The sequence below is a fragment of the Thermoanaerobacterium sp. RBIITD genome, from assembly GCF_900205865.1.
Classification (GTDB): domain Bacteria; phylum Bacillota; class Thermoanaerobacteria; order Thermoanaerobacterales; family Thermoanaerobacteraceae; genus Thermoanaerobacterium.
In genome coordinates this window covers 2,540,332-2,560,151 of sequence record NZ_LT906662.1, presented here as the reverse complement: position 1 = coordinate 2,560,151, position 19,820 = coordinate 2,540,332, and the positions used below count along the sequence as shown (strand labels likewise).

General features: G+C 32.6%; 20 protein-coding genes, 2 pseudogenes and 2 riboswitches. Of the genes and pseudogenes, 3 read left to right on the top strand and 19 right to left on the bottom strand.

What is annotated here, in order from left to right; all coding sequences use genetic code 11:
* Window positions 1–1,776 (bottom strand): annotated as a pseudogene (locus CPG45_RS12320) (copper-translocating P-type ATPase); the annotation flags it as partial.
* Window positions 1,777–2,483: 707 nt separating this feature from the next.
* Between CPG45_RS12320 and ltrA the strand changes: the two are divergent.
* Window positions 2,484–4,397 carry a group II intron reverse transcriptase/maturase gene (ltrA, locus tag CPG45_RS12315; protein ID WP_096231590.1) on the top strand — a complete coding sequence of 638 codons (1,914 nt, stop codon included), beginning with the start codon at window positions 2,484–2,486 and terminating at the stop codon, window positions 4,395–4,397.
* Window positions 4,398–4,489: 92 nt separating this feature from the next.
* Here ltrA and CPG45_RS12310 read toward each other — a convergent pair.
* Together CPG45_RS12310 and CPG45_RS12305 are read right to left on the bottom strand one after the other, a co-directional pair.
* Window positions 4,490–5,110 (bottom strand): annotated as a pseudogene (locus CPG45_RS12310) (heavy-metal-associated domain-containing protein); the annotation flags it as partial.
* Between the two features lie 15 nt (window positions 5,111–5,125).
* On the bottom strand, window positions 5,126–5,455 hold the full coding sequence (locus tag CPG45_RS12305) for a DF family (seleno)protein (protein WP_096232205.1): 330 nt from the start codon (window positions 5,453–5,455) through the stop codon (window positions 5,126–5,128).
* A gap of 201 nt (window positions 5,456–5,656) precedes the next feature.
* On the opposite strand from CPG45_RS12305, the gene CPG45_RS12300 reads away from it, so the two are divergent.
* The gene (locus CPG45_RS12300) at window positions 5,657–5,809 is read left to right on the top strand and encodes a DUF1540 domain-containing protein (protein ID WP_096232204.1); all 153 of its coding nucleotides are present in this window, start codon (window positions 5,657–5,659) and stop codon (window positions 5,807–5,809) included.
* 283 nt (window positions 5,810–6,092) lie between these two features.
* Here CPG45_RS12300 and CPG45_RS12295 read toward each other — a convergent pair whose 3' ends face one another.
* The 8 genes from CPG45_RS12295 to CPG45_RS12265 form a co-directional block, all read right to left on the bottom strand.
* Window positions 6,093–7,280 (bottom strand): MFS transporter, encoded by a 1,188-nt coding sequence (locus CPG45_RS12295; RefSeq protein ID WP_096232203.1) that lies wholly within the window; start codon window positions 7,278–7,280, stop codon window positions 6,093–6,095.
* A 12-nt stretch (window positions 7,281–7,292) separates the two neighbouring features.
* Window positions 7,293–7,688: a HEAT repeat domain-containing protein gene (locus CPG45_RS12290; protein ID WP_096232202.1), complete on the bottom strand. Its 396-nt coding sequence runs from the start codon at window positions 7,686–7,688 to the stop codon at window positions 7,293–7,295.
* A complete protein-coding gene (locus tag CPG45_RS12285) occupies window positions 7,685–8,017 on the bottom strand; it encodes a hypothetical protein (RefSeq protein WP_096232201.1) in 333 nt (110 codons plus the stop codon). The genes CPG45_RS12290 and CPG45_RS12285 overlap by 4 nt, the downstream gene beginning before the upstream one ends.
* Before the next feature lie 35 nt (window positions 8,018–8,052).
* The gene (locus CPG45_RS12280) at window positions 8,053–9,546 is read right to left on the bottom strand and encodes a MutS-related protein (RefSeq protein ID WP_096232200.1); all 1,494 of its coding nucleotides are present in this window, start codon (window positions 9,544–9,546) and stop codon (window positions 8,053–8,055) included.
* Window positions 9,543–11,078 (bottom strand): MutS-related protein, encoded by a 1,536-nt coding sequence (locus CPG45_RS12275; RefSeq protein ID WP_096232199.1) that lies wholly within the window; start codon window positions 11,076–11,078, stop codon window positions 9,543–9,545. The genes CPG45_RS12280 and CPG45_RS12275 overlap by 4 nt, the downstream gene beginning before the upstream one ends.
* An 82-nt stretch (window positions 11,079–11,160) precedes the next feature.
* Window positions 11,161–11,224, bottom strand: a riboswitch (Fluoride riboswitch).
* A 120-nt stretch (window positions 11,225–11,344) separates the two neighbouring features.
* Window positions 11,345–12,235 carry a MutS-related protein gene (locus tag CPG45_RS17655; protein WP_502695821.1) on the bottom strand — a complete coding sequence of 297 codons (891 nt, stop codon included), beginning with the start codon at window positions 12,233–12,235 and terminating at the stop codon, window positions 11,345–11,347.
* Window positions 12,236–12,276: 41 nt separating this feature from the next.
* Window positions 12,277–12,765 (bottom strand): hypothetical protein, encoded by a 489-nt coding sequence (locus CPG45_RS17650; protein WP_231968753.1) that lies wholly within the window; start codon window positions 12,763–12,765, stop codon window positions 12,277–12,279.
* Window positions 12,762–14,267 (bottom strand): MutS-related protein, encoded by a 1,506-nt coding sequence (locus CPG45_RS12265; RefSeq protein ID WP_231968751.1) that lies wholly within the window; start codon window positions 14,265–14,267, stop codon window positions 12,762–12,764. Before CPG45_RS12265 ends, CPG45_RS17650 begins: the two co-directional genes overlap by 4 nt.
* Before the next feature lie 175 nt (window positions 14,268–14,442).
* A riboswitch (Fluoride riboswitch) is annotated at window positions 14,443–14,506 on the bottom strand.
* 626 nt (window positions 14,507–15,132) lie between these two features.
* Here CPG45_RS12265 and CPG45_RS12255 point away from each other — a divergent pair.
* Window positions 15,133–15,423, top strand: a complete 291-nt coding sequence (locus tag CPG45_RS12255; RefSeq protein WP_096232198.1) for a hypothetical protein — start codon at window positions 15,133–15,135, stop codon at window positions 15,421–15,423.
* A gap of 449 nt (window positions 15,424–15,872) precedes the next feature.
* Here CPG45_RS12255 and CPG45_RS12250 read toward each other — a convergent pair whose 3' ends face one another.
* The 8 genes from CPG45_RS12250 to CPG45_RS12220 form a co-directional block, all read right to left on the bottom strand.
* Window positions 15,873–16,523 (bottom strand): hypothetical protein, encoded by a 651-nt coding sequence (locus tag CPG45_RS12250; RefSeq protein WP_096232197.1) that lies wholly within the window; start codon window positions 16,521–16,523, stop codon window positions 15,873–15,875.
* Window positions 16,524–16,539: 16 nt separating this feature from the next.
* Entirely contained in the window at window positions 16,540–17,247 is a 708-nt protein-coding gene (locus CPG45_RS12245) for a PspA/IM30 family protein (protein ID WP_096232196.1), read from the bottom strand.
* A 134-nt stretch (window positions 17,248–17,381) separates the two neighbouring features.
* Complete coding sequence (locus tag CPG45_RS12240) at window positions 17,382–17,543, bottom strand: DUF2933 domain-containing protein (RefSeq protein WP_096232195.1); 162 nt, start codon at window positions 17,541–17,543, stop codon at window positions 17,382–17,384.
* A 38-nt stretch (window positions 17,544–17,581) separates the two neighbouring features.
* Window positions 17,582–17,797 (bottom strand): hypothetical protein, encoded by a 216-nt coding sequence (locus tag CPG45_RS18525; protein WP_231968749.1) that lies wholly within the window; start codon window positions 17,795–17,797, stop codon window positions 17,582–17,584.
* Between the two features lie 75 nt (window positions 17,798–17,872).
* Window positions 17,873–18,058, bottom strand: coding sequence for a prolipoprotein diacylglyceryl transferase family protein (locus tag CPG45_RS18520; RefSeq protein WP_231968747.1), 186 nt, complete (start codon window positions 18,056–18,058; stop codon window positions 17,873–17,875).
* An 89-nt stretch (window positions 18,059–18,147) separates the two neighbouring features.
* The gene (locus tag CPG45_RS12230) at window positions 18,148–18,348 is read right to left on the bottom strand and encodes a YHS domain-containing protein (protein WP_096232194.1); all 201 of its coding nucleotides are present in this window, start codon (window positions 18,346–18,348) and stop codon (window positions 18,148–18,150) included.
* A 102-nt stretch (window positions 18,349–18,450) separates the two neighbouring features.
* Window positions 18,451–19,068 (bottom strand): TlpA family protein disulfide reductase, encoded by a 618-nt coding sequence (locus CPG45_RS12225; protein ID WP_096232193.1) that lies wholly within the window; start codon window positions 19,066–19,068, stop codon window positions 18,451–18,453.
* Window positions 19,069–19,074: 6 nt separating this feature from the next.
* Window positions 19,075–19,737, bottom strand: a complete 663-nt coding sequence (locus tag CPG45_RS12220; RefSeq protein WP_096232192.1) for a cytochrome c biogenesis CcdA family protein — start codon at window positions 19,735–19,737, stop codon at window positions 19,075–19,077.
* Window positions 19,738–19,820: the final 83 nt, after the last annotated feature.

Here is a 19,820-nt window from a genome sequence, read left to right as displayed (position 1 = left end):
CTACTTAGCTGATCTGAACCTCCTCAGCCTCAAGGCGTTTGATACAACTGATACTGAACTGAATGCCATTGCACCCCCTGCTATAGCAGGACTCAAAAGCCCCATAGCAGCAAATGGTATACCTATTGTATTATAAACAAAAGCCCAAAACAAATTTTGATAAATATTTCTCATTGTTGCCCTACTCAACTTTATAGCCGTAACTAATCCCAAAAGATTACCACTTATCAGTGTGATGTCAGCTGTCTCAATAGCAACATCTGTGCCAGTTCCTATTGCAATACCAACATCTGATTGTGCAAGTGCTGGTGCATCGTTGATTCCATCGCCAACCATTGCAACTATTTTACCCTCTTTTTGCAATTTAATAACTTCTTCCGCTTTATTTTCAGGTAAAACTTCTGCTAAAACATTTGTAATGCCTACCTGTTTTGCAATAGCTTCGGCAGTTCTTCTATTGTCACCAGTTATCATGTACACATCTATATTCATTGCCTGTAATTCTCTTATTGCTTTTAATGAATCATCTTTTACTGTGTCCGCAACAGCAATCAAACCTTCCACTTTGTCTTTTGACATAACAATCATCGCAGTTTTGCCTTCATCCTCTAGTCGTTGAAGTACAGGTTCGATTACATCTATATCGATTTTTTGTTTATTTGCAAGCCTTCTATTACCTATATAATATTCTTTATTGTTTATTATAGCATAAATACCTTCGCCCGGTATAGCCTCAAATTTGTCCGGATCTGACAATTTTTTGTACTTTTCCTTTGCTTTATTTACGATTGCTTCGCCAAGCGGATGCTCAGAGTTTTTTTCGGCTATTCCTGCTAATTTTATTAGCTCTTCTTCGCTTATATCACCTGTTGATATCACATCTGTAACCTCAGGTTCACCCTTTGTTATTGTACCTGTCTTATCAAGTACTATAGCTTTTATCTCTTTTGCTTTTTGCAGATATTCTCCACCTTTTATAAGTATACCATTTTCAGCGCCTTTACCTGTCCCAACCATAACGGATGTAGGTGTTGCAAGACCTAATGCGCAAGGACATGCAATAACAAGAACTGATACTGCGCTTATGATACCCGAATTTATATTTCCCAATACTAAATACCATATTAAGAATGTTAATAATGCTATTGTCATAACAATTGGGACAAATACACCAGATACCTTATCAGCTATTTCCTGTATAGGTGCTTTTGAGCCTTGTGCATCTTCTACCATTTTTATAATTTGAGAAAGTACTGTATCTTTACCTACTTTTGTTGCCTCAAATTTAAATGTACCTGTTTTATTTATTGTTGCACCAATTACCTCATCACCTATATTTTTCTCAACATGAATTGATTCACCTGTTATCATAGATTCATCTATCGCTGAATATCCTTCAATAATCTTTCCATCGACAGGCACTTTTTCTCCAGGTCTTACTACAACTATATCTCCAACTTCTACTTCTTCGATCGGTATATCTATTTCTTGACCATTTCTTATGACTCTTGCGGTCTTTGCTCTAAGTCCCATAAGTTTTTTTATTGCTTCTGATGTCTTACCCTTTGCAGTTGCTTCAAGCATTTTCCCAAGAGTAATTAAAGTAATTATAACAGCCGAAGCTTCAAAATATAAATAGTTGTGTATTTCTGACATAGGTTTTGTAAATACATTATATACACTGTAAAAATATGCTGCCGATGTACCGAGTGCTACAAGTGTATCCATATTTGCTGATTTATTTTTGAGGTTGTGCCATGCACCTTTATAGTATCGTGCGCTGCGTTTGCGCGATAATCTTGCCCTGATAAGGTAAGAAAAACGTCAACATGTCAGAAATGACATGATAACTAGCTCATCAAAATCAGAGGTGAAATTCCTCTGCCACACAGAGTTAACGCTAATGAGGCAAATCAAAGCCGAAACGGTGTGCGTGTTGAGACTCCTGCTGGCAACAGTGTGTCGCTACACACTATTGTCAGAAGCCAGGTAAAGTCGTAACCTGAAAACCTAAACCTTACATCATGTAAGGCATGGATAATAATGGTGCGGACATCCGTGACCTATGGAGACGCAAGAAAGGTATGATTAAAGCTCCGACAAAATGTGCCATGGAAACGTGGAAACGATGGAAGCTTTGTATAATGTTGATACTTCATTATACAAGTACAAGCATGAAATAGCCTGTAAGAGCCAATGAATAACTGTAACTCAAACATTGGTGTGAGCTTCCCGGAGTAAAGTACCCTCCTAAAGGTCACATTTAAGGATAGATGAGCTGGAACGCAGGAGAGCCTACATGTGGAATGTAGCGACATGATGAAGCATGTAGGAAGTCGGAGGTGTCATAGTAGTAATGATGTATCATAACACAAATGATACTGAACGAAGGACACCAGACGGTTAGTTCTTGCAAATAATTCTCACCGCAATCTTGAAAGTCCTTGAAATATAGGTAATGAACCATAAGGAGGTGTTGCCTTATGCATATAAACAACAAGATTGCAAGTGAAGGACAGCTTAAAGAAAGGCTTGATTTAATTTACGCTAAAAGTAAAGAAGGAAGAAGCTTTCATGGACTTTATGAATTGGCATTTAATCCTATAACGATAGTCACAGCCATACACAACATCAAAGCCAACAAAGGTTCTAGCACTCCCGGTGTGGATAAAAACAACATAAACTATTACTTGCAAATGCCATATCAGGAACTCATAGAACTTGTGCAAAACACAGCTAAAAACTACCAGCCACAACCAGTCAGAAGGATATATATTCCTAAAAAGAATGGCAAGAAGAGACCGCTGGGTATTCCTACCATGTTAGACAGAATAATTCAGGAATGTATCCACATAGTCATAGAACCTGTTTGTGAGGCAAAATTTTATCCTCACAGTTATGGTTTTAGACCTTATCGTGCTACCAAACATGCAATAGCTGATATCATTAATAACATCAACAAGGCCAAAAAGGATGTACCTAAATATGCAATAGAAGGCGATATCAAAGGTTGCTTTGACAACATCAACCATCGCATATTATTAAACAAATGCTATCGCATAGGTATACATGATAAACGAATATTGATGCTAATTAAACAAATGCTCAAGGCTGGTTATATAGAAACAGACCTTAAACACCTAACAGAACTAGGAACGCCACAAGGTGGTATTATATCACCAATCTTAGCGAATATATATCTAAACAATTTTGACTGGACCATTGGTAGAATGTATCAGGAACCAAAGCAACAATATCAAAGACTAAACCATGATAGAGCAAGACTTAAGAATCAGGGCACAATACCAAAGTACCTAGTCAGATACGCTGACGATTGGATAATAATGACAACGACTGAAAAAGAAGCCAACAGACTGTTAAAGTATCTCCGGAAATACTTTAAGCATAAGCTTAAACTTGAACTTTCCGAAGAAAAGACGATCATAACGGATATGACACAAAAATATGTCAAATTTTTAGGCTTCCTTATACAGGCGGACTATAAGCGGCCATCTCCGGACAATCCACATCCTACCAAGCTCGTAGGTAAATCAAGACCTGACTTCAAGAAAGTCAAAGAGCAGGTCAAAATAATCAATAAGGAGATACGTAAATTGAAAGATGTACCTAAAGAGCTTGACAGAGCCATCCAAATTGAGAAGGTTAACTCTATGATTATAGGCATGGCAGAATATTGGAAAACAGGAATATGCAGCAACACTTATCAATATATCGACAATAAAATATATCGCTGTGCATTCCGAACTTTCCAAAAGCTCTATCCTAAAACGTATATGGAACATCAAGTTGAACTGGAAAAATTGGCAAACAGACCGCAGAGACATCAAGGCTACAAGACCAAAACATTTGCGGTCAAAGTTAAAGACCAGTACATTGGCATCACCAAAACATTTATCACTCATAGCCAGTGGACAAAATATCCGTTCAACCAAAAGATGACGCCATATACGGAAGAAGGCAGAAACCTGTATTTAAAGCAGTTTAAAAAGAAAGAGAAAGTACCTTTGGATAGACCGCCACTATACGATATAAAGACTCTAATACACCACAAAAATAATAAACTATATAATTTTGAATATTTTATGAATAGAGAATACGCCTATAATCGTGATAAAGGCAAATGCAGGATATGCGGAAAATGGCTGGAAAAATGCAACATGGAATGTCATCATATCCAACCACAACTAAAATCTGATAAGGTAAACAAGGTGCCTAACCTAGCATGGTTGTGCGAACAATGCCATCATATTGTACATGGAAGTCCAATTCCAAGCAACTATACGGATAGACAGAAAGTGAAAATCAATAAATTCAGAGAATTATTGCAAGCAGGTAATAGTGGCGACACTAACGCCTGTCCCCGTAAAGGCGACTAATCGTTGGAAAGCCGTATGAGGCGAAAGTCTCACGTACGGTTTGGAGTGGGGGAAAAGGCAAAGATAACTTCAAAGCCTTACCTATCACTACTAAATCCAATAATAAATTGCACTGGAAAAGATATTACTATTTGAGCCCATGGATTATCTAATATACCTGCAGAAAAATTAAATATCCTCCCGAACATTGATATAAGTAATGGTATTGTTAATATAGTTGAAATAATAACTAACTTTTTTAATGTTTTTATCGTTTTTTCTCTTTCCTCTTTTTCTGTATCTATTCCAATCTCTGTCTTTTCTTTTGCATTATAACCGATATTTCTAATAGCTTTTATCATAGTAGCGGCATCTACTTTGCTTGAATCATATTCAACAGTTGCAGTTTCAGTTGCAAAATTAACTGTCGCTCTATTTATACCGGGTAAATTGTTTAATGCTTTTTCTATCTTAGCTGCACATGATGCACATGACATCCCTATAAGTATTAGTTCGACTTTTTCTTTAATTACTCCATATCCTAAATCCTCGATTTTTTTGGTCATATCATCTGTATTAACTTTTTCAGGGTCATATGTTACCGTCACTTTTTCAATGGCTAAATTGACATTTGCTTCACTAATGCCATCCATATTCTTAAGGCCCTTTTCTATCTTAGCTGCACATGATGCGCAGGACATCCCAGATATCTTTAAAGTTGCTTTTACTGACATATAGCTCATCTCCTATTAAATTAATTGATTTTTATATATTAATGCTTCATTTATAGCATTTAATATCATTTTCTTAGAAGGTATACCTGAATATCCATTTTTGGTTTTATATACCCTGCAACCATAAAGAGGCTCGTCATTTTTTCTCTCTTTTTCTATATCTGTACCATTTACATGAATTGATGGTGAACCTAAAAAATTGTATCTATTTGCATCTTCTTCAGAATTTATTTTTATAATATCAATATCTTCTTTAAAACCTTTCTCTAATAAAACTTCCTTTAATAGCTTTAATGCAGGTTCTGAATTAGGACATCCTTCGAAATATAAAAAACTTACTTGCATATCTTCACCTCTTAAATTTTTAGCTGTATTACTGGACTAATTTTTGTATTAGTAATACCCCCTATAGGTATCTCTATTGTTATTATATTATTCCGATATAATTATGTCAATATTATTTTTTGTAAATATCCCAATAAAATATGTATAGCATTAATTAAATTGTAAATAATAATTTTGAATTGATTTTTGGAGGTGTTTTTTATGAACGCGGAAAGCGTAGTTAAATGCGGAGTTAATACTTGCACATACTGGAAAGATATGAAATGCCATGCACAATCAATAGAAGTAAATCCTAAAACACCAACAGCAAAGACAAGTGCAGAAACTGAATGTACAACATTCAGAACAAGATAAATAAAAAAGCATTGGGTAACCAATGCTTTTTTATTATAAATATTCTATTGTTCCTGTATTTTCCCTAAAGTTGAATTTATCATATTTAGGTACTGAAGTATGATTTACCATTATGGTCTTAACTAATTTTCCATTTACCTTATATTTCAATATTATTCATTAAAGTTCTATCAGCCATTATTCTTGGCAATATAAACTTAATATAATTAAGTCGATATTACGATTCATAAATATAAGTAATTTATTAAAAATTTATATGCACTTTTAAAATAAATTAAAAAATTTATTTTTCTATTTTAAACATTGTTATAAGAATTACGGCTAAAAATGAGCATATTGCACCAAAATAGAATGGTGCAGAGGGTGTGACTTTATCCCACAAATATCCAGCAATAAAACTGGCAGGCAGTGCAAGAATACCAATAGAGGCATTATATAATCCAAAAGCCGTTCCTCTACTATTTTCATCTACAAGGTGTGCAACAAGAGACTTTGCTACACCTTCCGTCGTAGAATAATAAACACCGTAAATTGCATATAAAACCCATATATGCCAAGGCACCCTGGCTAATGCAAATCCAATGTACGTAACTGCATAAATTAACCATCCGATTTTGATTACATTAACTCTCCCAATCTTGTCAGACAGCATTCCGCTCGGTATAGACAATAAAGCATAAAAAAGATTAAACATAGCAATAATAATAGGTATCATGGCTGAGCTTACACCTACACTACGAGCTCTTAATATTAAAAATGCATCACTGCTATTTCCAAGTGTAAATATGAGCATAACTATAAAAAACAACAAAAATTTTCCTTTGAATATAGTAAAATCAAATTTAAATGGTGTACTGATATTCTCCCCTTTTCTTTCAACTATAAATAATCCAATAAGCAATATTGTGATAAAGCCAACAAGCCCTGCAACTAAAAATATTATCCTGTATTTCGTTTCATCTATATATTTAGCTAGCAAAACCATTAACCCTGTTGTGATAAGTGGTCCTATAAATGAGCCTAACGTATCAAGCATTCTTTGAAATCCAAATGAATAGCCCATATTTTTCATTTCAGATGACTTTGCAACAAGTGCATCTCTTGGCGCATCCTTTAAACCTTTACCAATGCCATCAGTAAAGCGCAATCCAAACGTCATTGCCGCACCATTAGTCAATGATAGAAAAATTCTTCCTATTGCAGAAAATAGATATCCTATAAAGACGATTGATTTTCTCTTTCCAAGTTTGTCAGATATTATGCCAGAAACTATCCTCATAATACTGACAATTGTTGTTACACTTCCCTCAATTAACCCTACGGTTTCTTTACTTAAACCCAATATCTGAGTATAAAATGTTGGCAAAATAGGCTGTATCATGTCTTGACTCAAGCCGCCAAAAAAGGCAACCCATCCCAATGTTTTAATATTATTGACTGTATTCTTATTTGGTCTTTCTTTGTTGTCCATTTTATTACCTCCTTAATTAAATCTTGATTTAATATTTTCTAAAGCAATTAAAGCGATGTTCTTTGTTAAAATTGAAAAATTATCTATATTGTTGTAAATATAGTCGTATGCAGTTTTATCGCCTATTTCGCCTAATGCCGCTACAATGGCTTGTTCAATATATGGATCCCTATTTTTTTTATCCTTCTTAAGAAATTCTATTAAAGCACTTTTTGCTTCTTTAATCTTAAGTTCCCCAATAATTTTCGCTGCCATATACTGAACATTATAATCAGGATGATTTAAAGCCGTTATAAGTTTTCGACTATAATCATCATTCACAATATTTTTAAAATCATACCCGCATTTTTGACACTTTTCATCGCCAATGTCTGCTATTTTAAAGCAGTTAGGACATATATACCTCATTCTTCATCAGTCCTTATGCCAGAAAGACCTCTTAAATAATTGTTTTCTGCTTCATACCCTTTCAATTTTATATCCAGTGTTTGATTATCTCTTACTAGCTGGAAATATTTAAATCTCATCGCAGAATACTTTGATGCCAACATTATAAGCTGCTTTCTTATATCTTTATCATCAGGATTTTTCCGCTCCATCCAATATGCCTTTATTCCCATCTCAAAAATAGCTCTATAGCAGTCATCACTGCTGAAACCGTCCCTTTCCAAATCCTCTTTTAATTCTTTTATTTCTTCGATTTGTTCGTCACTTATTTCAAATGATACTTTTTTCATCACGGCCACACCTTCCTATTCTAAAAACAATACTATTATTCTCTGAATATTCTCTTGTATAAATCTTCGCCATAGCTTGTCTTAAGCGGTTCACCCTCAACTAATTTAAAAGATCTTTCACCATTAGGCTTTCTTTCGGCTCTTAAAAAAATCGCATTGTCCATTTTTTTATCATACAAGCTGCGAGATAATTCATAAAGATGAGTTACAAAAAATATTTTTACTCGGACTTCCAGCAATGCGCTTATTATCTGTCTTGAAATCTCTGAGCCCTCTCTTTCATTTGTAGCTGCAAATGATTCATTAAAAAGTATCATTGAGTCTTGCTTTATATTATCAACAATATCACTCATCCTGCTTAATTCTTCGTCTAATTTACCGCTGTTCATTTCTTCATCTTCTTCTCTTTTAAAGTGTGTAAATAAGCCAATACATATATTTGATGAAAATTTCTCTGCCGCCACAAACATCCCGCACTGCATCATTAACTGCGCCAGCCCAATGCTTCTTAAAAATGTCGTTTTTCCCCCTTGGTTAGCTCCTGTTATGACAAAAAGGTCTTTTTTGTCCGCATTCAAATCATTTGCCACTACTTTCTGTTTCATTGTCAGAGACAGACTAATATCATATAGACCAACAAAAGAGTGTTTCCGTTCATCCGCAGATAAAGGCACGGGAAAACATATAGTCTCACCTATCTTCGTAAGTTGCTCATATAAATTAATGCAACCGATATAAAATGCTAATTCCGTCCTAAGCATCTTAAAAAAGCCGTTAATGTGATCTGCAGACTGCGCTAAAGCATTCGCTACAAGGTTTATGCCTCTATCTTTTAATTCTGATAATGCTTTCATACCGCTTTCGTCTCGATCACTGATGTAAAAAGTAAATGCGGGTGTCTTTTTTGAAAAAATCCTCTCAATTAAGCCTTGTTTAGTCTCCTTTGACTTACGAAGAATATAGTGAATTCCTTTATTTCCCTTTCCCAGTTCTGCACTTATTAGTACGCCATTATCAAATTTCAGCTCTTTCAAATGATTTTTCACAGTTTCAATATATCCATCATCCAATTCTTTTTGAAGCATTGAAAATAGCGACTTAAAACCATCAGAATCAAAATTATGAATATTTTCTTCCGCAACGTTTCTTAATTTTTTAAGCATATCAATATACATGTGCATTAGTTCAATGGAGCTATGCAAAATTGATGACGGGTAGCTACTAAAAATGCTCCAAAAATTTTTCTTTTCATTTTCTATTGTTTCAACTGCAATGCCATAAATGGTTCTGACGACATAAGGATTCTTAAGACAATCTCTGAGAATATCTTGACGATAAAGGATTTCATCAATATCATTTAGACTTGTTAGAATGACTCTATAAGCTACATCGTACAAAAACTCATCACCTTGTGCCATAGCATCAAAAACCACATTCAAACCTAAATCCTGTATCAGCATCTGTTCATTCCAAGGCAATTCCTGCTTCATATCAAAATCGCGATTTTTGTATAATAGAAATGTCTTCATTGCTTTACACGCTCCTTTATATAGTCGTACGTAAGTCTGTATTTTTCCGCAATTGTAATAGCATAAGATAATCCATCAGCCGGTTTTCTTACAACCTTATAAGTTCTAAGTACAGGATTGTCTGGTACCACTGTACTAACTACGCTTACAGTCTTTTCGCTATAAGTGGATAATTCATCTATAAATGTAACCCAAACACAAAGCAAATCTAATTTTATTATCTTATCCATTATTTTTTTGCTGAGAAAGATCGCATCTTCTAATGTAGTAGAAGTAAATATTTCATTCAATATAACAATGCTATTTGATGTAGCTTTTAAAAGGATATCGTAAATTCTAATCAATTCATCTTCTAATTTGCTATGAAGGTCATTTACGTCTTCCTCTCTTTCAAAGTGTGTAAAAATATTGTCATATAAAAATAGCTGCGCTTTATAACCTGGAACAGGGCACCCAATACTTGCTAAATAATGAACTTGCCCAAATGTCCTAGCAAATGTCGTTTTCCCACCTTGATTAGGTCCAGATACAACGAAAATTCTCTCTTTGCCACTTAGGTAAAAATCGTTTGTGACAACTGTCGATTTATTGGCAATAAGTTTATTGGCCAAAGCCAAGTCAAAACATCCATAATCAAAAACTTCTTTAGATTCGCTGACAACAAGTGGATAGCAGAAATCCAATCCTATCTCTTTGAACCTTGAAATAAACTCCAAATACGACATATAAAACTGTACCTCTCGTTCAAATGCGCCTATCTTATCATCAATGTAATCGCTATTTTTAAGGCAGTAATCATCAAGCTCTGCAAATATTTCTTTGTATAATTGAGCTACCAAATCTAAAATGTTTGCCTCCACATGGTTCATATCTGCATACTCTGAAAACTTCTTTCTGTAATCTTTCGCTTCTCCTTCTTTAAACTTCTTAAAAGTTTCTTCCACAATGTCGCTGTAATTTATCTCTGATTCGTATTTGCTTACTTTTATGCCGTTTCCCCTTATAAGTATACTGTACTTTATAGATGACAAATCGTCTTTAAGCTTTTTTGTTGCTTCATTCAAAGATACAAAAGAATCGCTTTTAACATATTTCAAGATATATTCTCGAAATGCAATAAAACCAGTAGACTTTAAATCCATAAGCGTTAAATCGTTAGCTAGAGAAGCTACAGCATCACAATAAATATCAACTGCATCTAAAAACCATCTTTCTTTTTGATACTTGTAGTAAAGTTTATCTGCCTGCATCAGATTTTCACGCATATGTTGAAATTTCTCAGAAAAAGATTTTATGCACTCAAAAAGTTTATTATCTTCAAGATCCCTCATTATTTCCTGACGATATTTTATAGTATCAATGTCATTAGGCGTTTTGTAGAAAAATGGTTTGAGGTTATATTCGCTCCTGCCAAATGTTATAGCATCTACTATTTGATCAATATTCAAATCCTGAAAAAAATCTGGTTCACTAGGTACCTCTTTATTTAACAAATCATTGGTATTTAAAAACAGGATACTTTGAAACGTCATTTCATCGCACCTCCTAAAATAATTAGAACGATACTTAAAAGGATATTTCATCTAAAAATTAAAAAGCCGACAGCTATCTACTCTACTAGTAGAAGCCATCAGCTTTTCAGCAGTTTAAATGAGGGAGCTTCATCCTCTTTTTTATTGTCAAATATATTATATCATTTTATCCATTAATATGGAAGAGCATTTTTATGCAAGCTAATAACCTTTTATTAATCTTGATACAATGTTGTATATTATACTAAATCAATTAGTTGCTAATGTCAATACGAAATTGTGTTCTGCCTTTCTGCTCTTAAAAAAATTGCATTATCCATTTTTTTATCATATAAGCTATGTGAGAGTTCATATAAATGCGTAACAAAGATGATTTTTATTCGTTTTTCTAATAATACACTTATTATTTGCCTAAAAATCTCCGAACCCTCCCTTTCATTTGTCGCCGCAAATGATTCATTAAAGAGTATCGTAGAATTTGATGTTATATTATCTACAATATCGCTCATTCTCCTAAGTTCTTCATCAAGTTTCCCGCTTTTCATTGTAATATCTTCTTCCCGTTTATAATGAGTAAAAAGACCATTGCAGATATTTGAACAGAATGTTTCAGCTGGCACAAACATGCCACATTGCATCATCAATTGTGCTAAGCCAATACTTCTTAAAAAAGTGGTTTTTCCGCCTTGATTAGCACCAGTTATAATAAAAAGATCCTTATCATTAGCATTCAAATCATTTGCTACAATTTTCTGCTTCATAGTTATTGCTAAGCAAACATCATATAAGCCCTTAAAAGAAAGCTTGCGTTCATCAGGAGATACAGGTACTGGAAAGCATACTGGTTCTCCTTTTTGAATGAGTTGTTCATATAATTTGATACAACCAATATAAAAGGCCAATTCTGCCCTTAACATATTAAAAAAGCCGTTAATATGATCAGCAGATTGTGCTAACGCATTTGCTACAAGATTTATCCCTTTATCTTTTAATTCTGACAATGCTTTCATGCCGCTTTCATCCCGATCACTGATGTAAAAAGTAAATGCGGGTGGCTTTTTTGAAAAAATCCTCTCAATTAAGCCTTGTTTAATCTCCTTTGACTTACGAAGAATATAATGAATTCCCTTATTGCCCTTTCCTAGTTCTGCACTTATTAGTACACCATTATCAAATTTCAGCTCTTTTAAATGATCTTTTACACTTTCAATATATATTCATCATTCAATTCTTTTTTAAGCATTGAAAATAGTGATTTAAACCCTTCTGTTTCAAAATTATGAGCATTCTCATCTGCAACATTCCTTAATTTTTTTAGCATATCCAAATACATCTGCATCATTTCAATTGAACTATGCAATATGGATCCTGAATAATTGCTAAAAATGCTCCAAAAATTTCTCCTCTCGTTTTCGATCGTTTCTACTGTAATATTATAAATATTTCTGACAACGGAAGGATTCTTAAGGCAATCCTTGAGAATATACTGGCGGTAAAGTATTTCATCAATATCATTTAAGCTAGATAAAATAGCTTCTTTAGCAACATTAAACAAAAATTCGTCACCTTGTGCCATTGTATCAAAAAGCGTCTTTAATTCCAAATCCTGTATCAATATTTGCTCATTCCATGGTAAATCTTGTTTTAAATCAAAATCACGGTTTCTAAACATAAGAAATGTCTTCATGATTTTATCCGCTCCTTTATATAGTCATACGTGAGTCTGTATTTTTCCACAATTGATAAAGCATATGAAAGCCCATCAGCCGGCTTCCTTATAATTTTATAAGTTCTTTCTGCTGGATTATCTGGTACTACTGTACTAACTACATTTACAGTTTTTCCGCTATAAGAAGACAATCCATCTATAAATGTTACCCAAACACAAAGCAAATCCAATTTAATTATTTTATCCATTATCCTTTTGCTTAAAAAAACTGCATCTTTTAAGGTAGTGGAAGTAAATATTTCATTTATTATAATAATACTATTTGGTGTAGATTTACTAAAAATGTTATGAATTCTAATCAATTCGTCTTCTAATTTACCATGAAGATCATTTATGTTTTCCTCTCTTTCAAAATGTGTAAAAAACTTGTCGAATAAGAAAAGTTGTGCCTCGCTACCGGGGACAGGACAGCCTATACTAGCCAAATAATGTACCTGCCCAAATGTGCGAGCAAAAGTTGTTTTTCCACCTTGATTAGGACCAGATACGACGAAAATTCTTTCATTCCCTTTAAGATAAAAGTCATTTAAGACGACTGGCGATTGATTAGATATAAGTTTATTAGCTAAAGCCAAATCAAAACTTTCATAATCATAAACTTCCTTGCATGTACTGGAAATTTGCGGATAACAAAATTTTAATCCCACTTGTTTAAACATCGATATAAACTCTAAATAGGCCATATAAAATTGTATTTCACGATCAAAAACACTTATTTTTTCATCTATATAATTGATATTTTTTATGCAATAATTATCAAGATTTGTAAATATTTCTGGATATAATTGAACTACAAAATCCAATATATTTGCTTCAACATGGTTCATTTCCGTATATTCGGAAAATTTCATCCGATAGTCTTTCACATCTCCTTCTTTGAATTTTTTAAATGTTTTTTCAACTATATCGCTGTAATTAATTTCTGATTCATATTTACAAACCTTGATGCAGTTGCCATTTATAAGCAAACAATATTTTATAGATGATAATTCGGCTTTAAGCTTTTTTGTCCCAGACAAAAGTGAAGTAAAAGATTCAGATTCAACATACTTCGCTAGATATTCGCGAAATGCAAGAAAACCAGTTGATTTTAAATCTACAAGTGTTAAATCACGTGCTAAGCAAGTTACAGCTTCACAATAAATTTCAACTGCATCCAAAAACCAACTTTCCTTTTGGTATTTATAGTAAAGTTTATCTGCCTGTGCCAGATGTTCACGCATTTCATGAAATTTTTGAGCAAATGATTTTATATACTCAAATAATACTTTATTTTCAAGATCTTCCATTATTTCTTGACGATACCTGATTGCATTGATGTCATTTAATAAAGTATAAAAAAATGGTTTTAGATTATATTCTCCTCTGCCAAATGTTATAGCTTCTATAATCTGATCAAGATGTAAATCCGCAAAAAATTCAGGCTCTTCAAATAATTCTTTTTTTTGACTTGTTTTCAATATTTTTAAATAGTATGCTTTGAAAAGTCATTTAATTATAACACCTCCTTGGGTATTTATAGTATCAAATAAACTGCAACATATTCCGCATTTGTAACATATAGATAAATTCAGCAACATAAAAAATCTCCCCTTTGAAACCAACTCATATAAAAAGGCCGATAGCCATCTACTCTTTCTCGTAGAAGCCATCAGCCGTTATCAGCAATTCATAAGGGAGCTTCATCCCTTTTTTTTTACATTATAATTATAATACTTTTTGTTATAGTTCACAAGAATAATCCTTATTGTATTTCGCATATTAATATTCATATAAAGATGATGTAAAATATGTATGAAAGAGTTGATTAATATGAGGACTACAATAAATATTTCAGAAGAATTAATTAAGGAAACCGAGGCTATGTACAATACCAATGACAGATATATTGATTGCTGAAATATCTATATATACACTTGACAAGCATTTTAAATTAATACCAAATGTAAAATTCTATAAACCTTCTAAATAGAAAGAATATGAATCAAGAGCCATAAAATTACGGCTCTCTTTTATTTCCTAAAAACTTAATGCGGGAATCTTAAAGGCTTTTATAGATGGAAGAATACTTTCAGGATTAACTAAAGTTAGTAAGTATATAGGAACAATTTCAAGAATCTTGAATACAATTGTGGCTATATTCGGATTATTACTTTTAACGAGGAAATACTCTTATATTGTTGATATACTTATTAAGATAATACCATATAAACTACCTCTGGGTATGCAAAATAATAAAAGTTTTTTAATATTTTTATCTTCATAAGATCTTTATAATTACCTTGTATAATAAAAGCATAATAAAAAATTGAGGAGGAATTTATGATGAAGAAGAAAGTTTTAGCTATAATTGCAGGCGTATTATTAATAGGTGCAATAGTATTTACACAAATACCTGCATTAAGAGCAAAAGCAGATACCTCAAATAATGGTTATGGCTATGGCATGATGAGCACAAATCTCAACTATAAAGCAATGTATAATTACATGAAAGGACTCACAGCAAAAGATGTGCAAAATATGATGGGTGGAAAAATAGACGAAAAAGATGCACAAAATATGCTTAATGCCTGCACGAATTCTTTAAAAAATACAACTAATGGGTCACAAAAATAATTTAGGATTTAGGAGCCTTATGGCTCTTTTTTTCTCACAATAAATTAAAGTTTTATCTAAAATTACCTAATGGAAATCCTCCAATAACTTTTCCTTGTATCGGCATAATCTCAAACTTCATGTCTTTCAATTCCTTGTTTTATTAAATTTTCATGCCTTGTTTTGACTTTCTTCCACTGTTTTAATATATGCTTTTAGTCTTCTTTGAATCCAACTATCAAGGGATTACGCTTTGCAACCAGCATATATGTCTTATATGCAGTTTCTGTTCGTCACGCCATGATTTTGCTGCTTACTTCTATCGCAACCTACCTATGTTGAGTACCCGGCCTCACGATGGACACCCTTATCTTTAGCTAACGGTTATGTGCTATCCCCCCATAACGGACTTTCGACGTCAAGGCTGCGCGCATGCCACCCACATAAAAATAGAACTCCTATAAAGAGTTCTATTTTTTTACATTCTTTATATCAAATTTTAAGTCATTTAGCTTTTCTCTTTGTTTTAATGATTTTAGCTCAAGGATTTTGAGATTCAATTCATTTTTAAGTTCATCCATATCAGAAATATCTTTATCAAGATCTTGCTTTCTCTTTTCAAGTGTAGATATCTTACTTTCCATGTCTATTTTTTCTTTAAGATAGTCTTTAGCTGAAGACTCGTCTGCGGAAAGCATTGTTTCTGCCGCTTTTTCAAGATTTGTTGCTTTTCTTTTTAAATCTTCAATCTGTGAAATTAATTCATTTTTTATCTTCAATGATTCTTCTTTAGCCTTATCAATTTGATTTAATTTGTCATAATACTTTTTTAATTCAAAATCAGTCTCACTGTATTCACTATTTGATTTCTTACGGCTATTTATCTCGATTCTCATTAAATCATCAATTGTAAGGTTACCACTTGCAGCATCTTTTCTTAATCTTGAATACAATTCTGTATCAATCTTACCTTCTGCATATAATCTATCTATTACTGTGATCATTTCATCATATCTGTCATATTCATAATGCCTTTCATGATGGTAACCACCACTTCCACAGCCTCCATAAATATCATAAAAATCAAAGATCTTGAAGAAACCTCTTCCGCCACATCCCATAAAAATCACTCCTTATTTATTTGATTTTTTCCATAATTCGTTTTTTTAGTTCTTCAAGTTCTTCATTGACTTTTTTCTCCTTTTCAATATTTTTTAATTCCTTCTCAACATTATCTCCATCATCTAAAATATTATCGAGCATACCTTCATCAACCATATAATCTATAGCCTGTGATTTAGCATATTTTTCTTTAATTTTTCCTTCCGCATTTTTTATCCTCTCCCCTATATTTGTTGAATCACCTGCAATTCCTGTCAATGTTTCCTTAATCATGACCTGGGCATCCGCTACTTTTTTCATTGTAATAAGTTCTTCTTTTTTGCTTTGTAATTTCACTACATTTTCTTCCATCTGCTCTTTGCTTTTTTCTATATTTTTAAGCTGTTCTTCGATGCTTTTTATCTGTATTTCAAGATTTGTCTTTTTTTCTAATAGATCATTTTTATTTTGTATCAATGTTTTCGCCAAATCCTCTCTACCATTTTCTAATGCTAATTCCACATTTTTGTCATATTCTGATACCTTAATATTGATTTCATTTAATTCGTTCTCTAATCTTTTCTTTACCGTTGCTACTTCTACCATGGAACTTTTTATTTTTGATAAGTTTTCTCTCATCTCCACTAATGAATAATTTAGAGTATCTTCTGGGTCCTCCATTTTTTCTACTATATAATTTGCCTTTGCTTTAAAGATTGTAGATATGCGTTTTATTATACTCATATAAATCTCTCCTTTTTAAATTTTATATTTTAATAATATATCAAAACTATGAAGATCTAATGAAATACCTCTTAAAAAACTATTAAATGTTACATACCACTTCTCCAAATGAAAAGAGAAGACCAATATTTAGCCTATATTATATTCTCTTTATCTTCGGGTTTTTCGATTTGCTCATTATTAATTTCTTGATCATGATTTTGATTATGATCATGCATTCCCTTCATTATAAAAAGATGCATTAATGGACATAATAGTAGAAATAAAAATGGTAAAATGTATGATAAAAACTTCATCTATGATTCTCCTTTCATAAATTAAAATTTAAATTTAATTAATGTATATAGTAAAAGAAAGCTGTCGACATTACCATTAGCATTACTATAACTATAATGTCTGTATAACCTTTTTTAGTTTGTACTGGCATTTCATCTTTTTCAACAGTGTTATATTTTTTAATATAATGTGTTGAAATCAGAGCTGCTACTATAAATACTGCACTTGCAAGATGCGCTATATTAAATGGTGGTAAAATCATTGGATTTGCCATGAAGAATTCCACAATTGCCCTATTTATATTGAAGAAGATTATATATATGATAAATAATTGCCCATTGTATTTTATCTAACCCCTTCTTCTCCATAGCACGAGAAACATGATATAGTCAAGTAAAAATTCATAAACTTGTGCAGGGTGCAATAATTGTCCATCTACTCTTACACCACATGGCCATGGACGTGCCATCGCATAACCGAATACATCGCAACCTATTCCTCCTATTGCTTGTCTTATAGTAAGCCCATGTGCCACTGCGTCGGATATTCAAGAAAATAAGTCCACATAAATGAATAGGATTTGATTTATCAAACCCTACTCATTGCTATCACTCCAAAAACAAATTAACAGCAACCATGATTACCATGGCGATGATGTACTTGATGCAGATGTTCTTTTTGGTCATTAACATATTTCTCTGGATCTTTCTCAAATTCTACTTTGCAGCTATTCGAACAGAAGAAATACTCCTTCCCGTTATATGTTGTTTTAGCTGCGGCATCTTCTTCTCTTAAATCCATTCGACATACAGGATCTTTTGCCATTTTTCGCGCCTCCTTTGGTACTTTATACCCCTATTAGGTATCCTTTCATTATAATAACATCTAATCTATTAAAAGTCAATCGGAATATATGAAATTCTGTAATTATTGAGAAATCGTCTGATAGTATTCCTCTATCTCATCATACGTCATTGCACCATTGCTTATAGATCTTATTATTCCCTTTTCATCAATGAAAAATGACATAGGTATAAATTGAACTTTATAGTTTATAGCAGTTTTGGCATCACTGTCTAGAAGTATCGTAAAACCATACCCTTTGCCTTCAAGATAATTTTCAACTGTAGATTTTTCTTCCCCTATATCTATTGCTAATAGCACGACATCTTTCTTATTGTTTTGATAAAACTTATTCAACTCCGGCATTTCAATTTTACAATATGGACATGTTGTAGCCCAGAAATTTAATATAACTTTTTTGCCTCTTAGCTTTGACAAAGTCACTGTATTGCCGTTTATATCTTTTAATGAAAAATCTGGTGCTAAATCTCCTTTCTCAGTGCCGACTTGTACTTTTTCATCAGCAGTATTCACGCCGGAAACATTTTGGCTATTGCTTTTTGATTGGTTTGACATTACATAGCTATTTAAAAAGTAAATTGATGTTCCTAATATTAAAATTATAAATACGGATGCAGCAAATTTAATATTTTTTTTCTTTTTACCTGATATTTTAATATCCTTAGACTTATTGTTTTTCATGCTAAATCACCCCAGAATATTGATATAACTTTCTAGTCTTATTATTAAATTAAAATACAAAAGAATTCCAAAAATTATCAAAATCAAACCGCCGATTTTTTCTATATACGGCATAATAGAATTAATTTTTTTGTAAAATGATTTAAATCTGTCAATAAGTATCGCAGCTACTATGAACGGCAGTCCTAACCCTAATGAATATGCAAAAAGCAGAATAACACCTACTGACACTGTACTTGTAGTACCAGCATATAAAAGAATAGTCGCGAGAATAGGCCCCACGCAAGGTGTCCATCCAGCAGCAAACGTTATACCAAAAATAAAGCTGCTTAAATATCCTTCTTTCATGCCAGAAACATTTAGCTTAGCCTCTTTATTAAGAAACATCGGCCTTATAGCTCCCATCATATAAAGCCCAAACAATAATATTATTATGCCGCTTGCCTTTCTAAAAAGAACTTTATATGAAACAAAAATCTTCCCCAATTGGCTGGCTGTCGCACCCATAAGAATAAAAACAATGCTGAAACCTAATACAAACAGAAACAGATTAAAAAAATTTTTCTTTTTCCCGCCAAAAATATATGTTACGTAAACAGGTATTAGTGGTAAAATACATGGTGAAAAGAACGAAACAATACCACCTAAAAACGCCGCAAATAAAGACACTTAAATCCCCCTTATCCCCCTGTATAGGGGGGTTGTTTATTTTCATTATATTACATTATATTCATAAAAACAAATAAAAAGCT

Bases quoted from the DNA above. Each gene is read 5' to 3' on its own strand.
- ltrA (WP_096231590.1), top strand. From the start codon at position 2,484: ATGCATATAAACAACAAGATTGCAAGTGAAGGACAGCTTAAAGAAAGG.
- CPG45_RS12305 (WP_096232205.1), bottom strand. From the start codon at position 5,455: ATGCAAGTAAGTTTTTTATATTTCGAAGGATGTCCTAATTCAGAACCT.
- CPG45_RS12300 (WP_096232204.1), top strand. From the start codon at position 5,657: ATGAACGCGGAAAGCGTAGTTAAATGCGGAGTTAATACTTGCACATAC.
- CPG45_RS12295 (WP_096232203.1), bottom strand. From the start codon at position 7,280: ATGGACAACAAAGAAAGACCAAATAAGAATACAGTCAATAATATTAAA.
- CPG45_RS12290 (WP_096232202.1), bottom strand. From the start codon at position 7,688: ATGAGGTATATATGTCCTAACTGCTTTAAAATAGCAGACATTGGCGAT.
- CPG45_RS12285 (WP_096232201.1), bottom strand. From the start codon at position 8,017: ATGAAAAAAGTATCATTTGAAATAAGTGACGAACAAATCGAAGAAATA.
- CPG45_RS12280 (WP_096232200.1), bottom strand. From the start codon at position 9,546: ATGAAGACATTTCTATTATACAAAAATCGCGATTTTGATATGAAGCAG.
- CPG45_RS12275 (WP_096232199.1), bottom strand. From the start codon at position 11,078: ATGACGTTTCAAAGTATCCTGTTTTTAAATACCAATGATTTGTTAAAT.
- CPG45_RS17650 (WP_231968753.1), bottom strand. From the start codon at position 12,765: ATGAAGACATTTCTTATGTTTAGAAACCGTGATTTTGATTTAAAACAA.
- CPG45_RS12255 (WP_096232198.1), top strand. From the start codon at position 15,133: ATGAAGAAGAAAGTTTTAGCTATAATTGCAGGCGTATTATTAATAGGT.
- CPG45_RS12250 (WP_096232197.1), bottom strand. From the start codon at position 16,523: ATGGGATGTGGCGGAAGAGGTTTCTTCAAGATCTTTGATTTTTATGAT.
- CPG45_RS12245 (WP_096232196.1), bottom strand. From the start codon at position 17,247: ATGAGTATAATAAAACGCATATCTACAATCTTTAAAGCAAAGGCAAAT.
- CPG45_RS12240 (WP_096232195.1), bottom strand. From the start codon at position 17,543: ATGAAGTTTTTATCATACATTTTACCATTTTTATTTCTACTATTATGT.
- CPG45_RS18525 (WP_231968749.1), bottom strand. From the start codon at position 17,797: ATGGCAAATCCAATGATTTTACCACCATTTAATATAGCGCATCTTGCA.
- CPG45_RS12230 (WP_096232194.1), bottom strand. From the start codon at position 18,348: ATGGCAAAAGATCCTGTATGTCGAATGGATTTAAGAGAAGAAGATGCC.
- CPG45_RS12225 (WP_096232193.1), bottom strand. From the start codon at position 19,068: ATGAAAAACAATAAGTCTAAGGATATTAAAATATCAGGTAAAAAGAAA.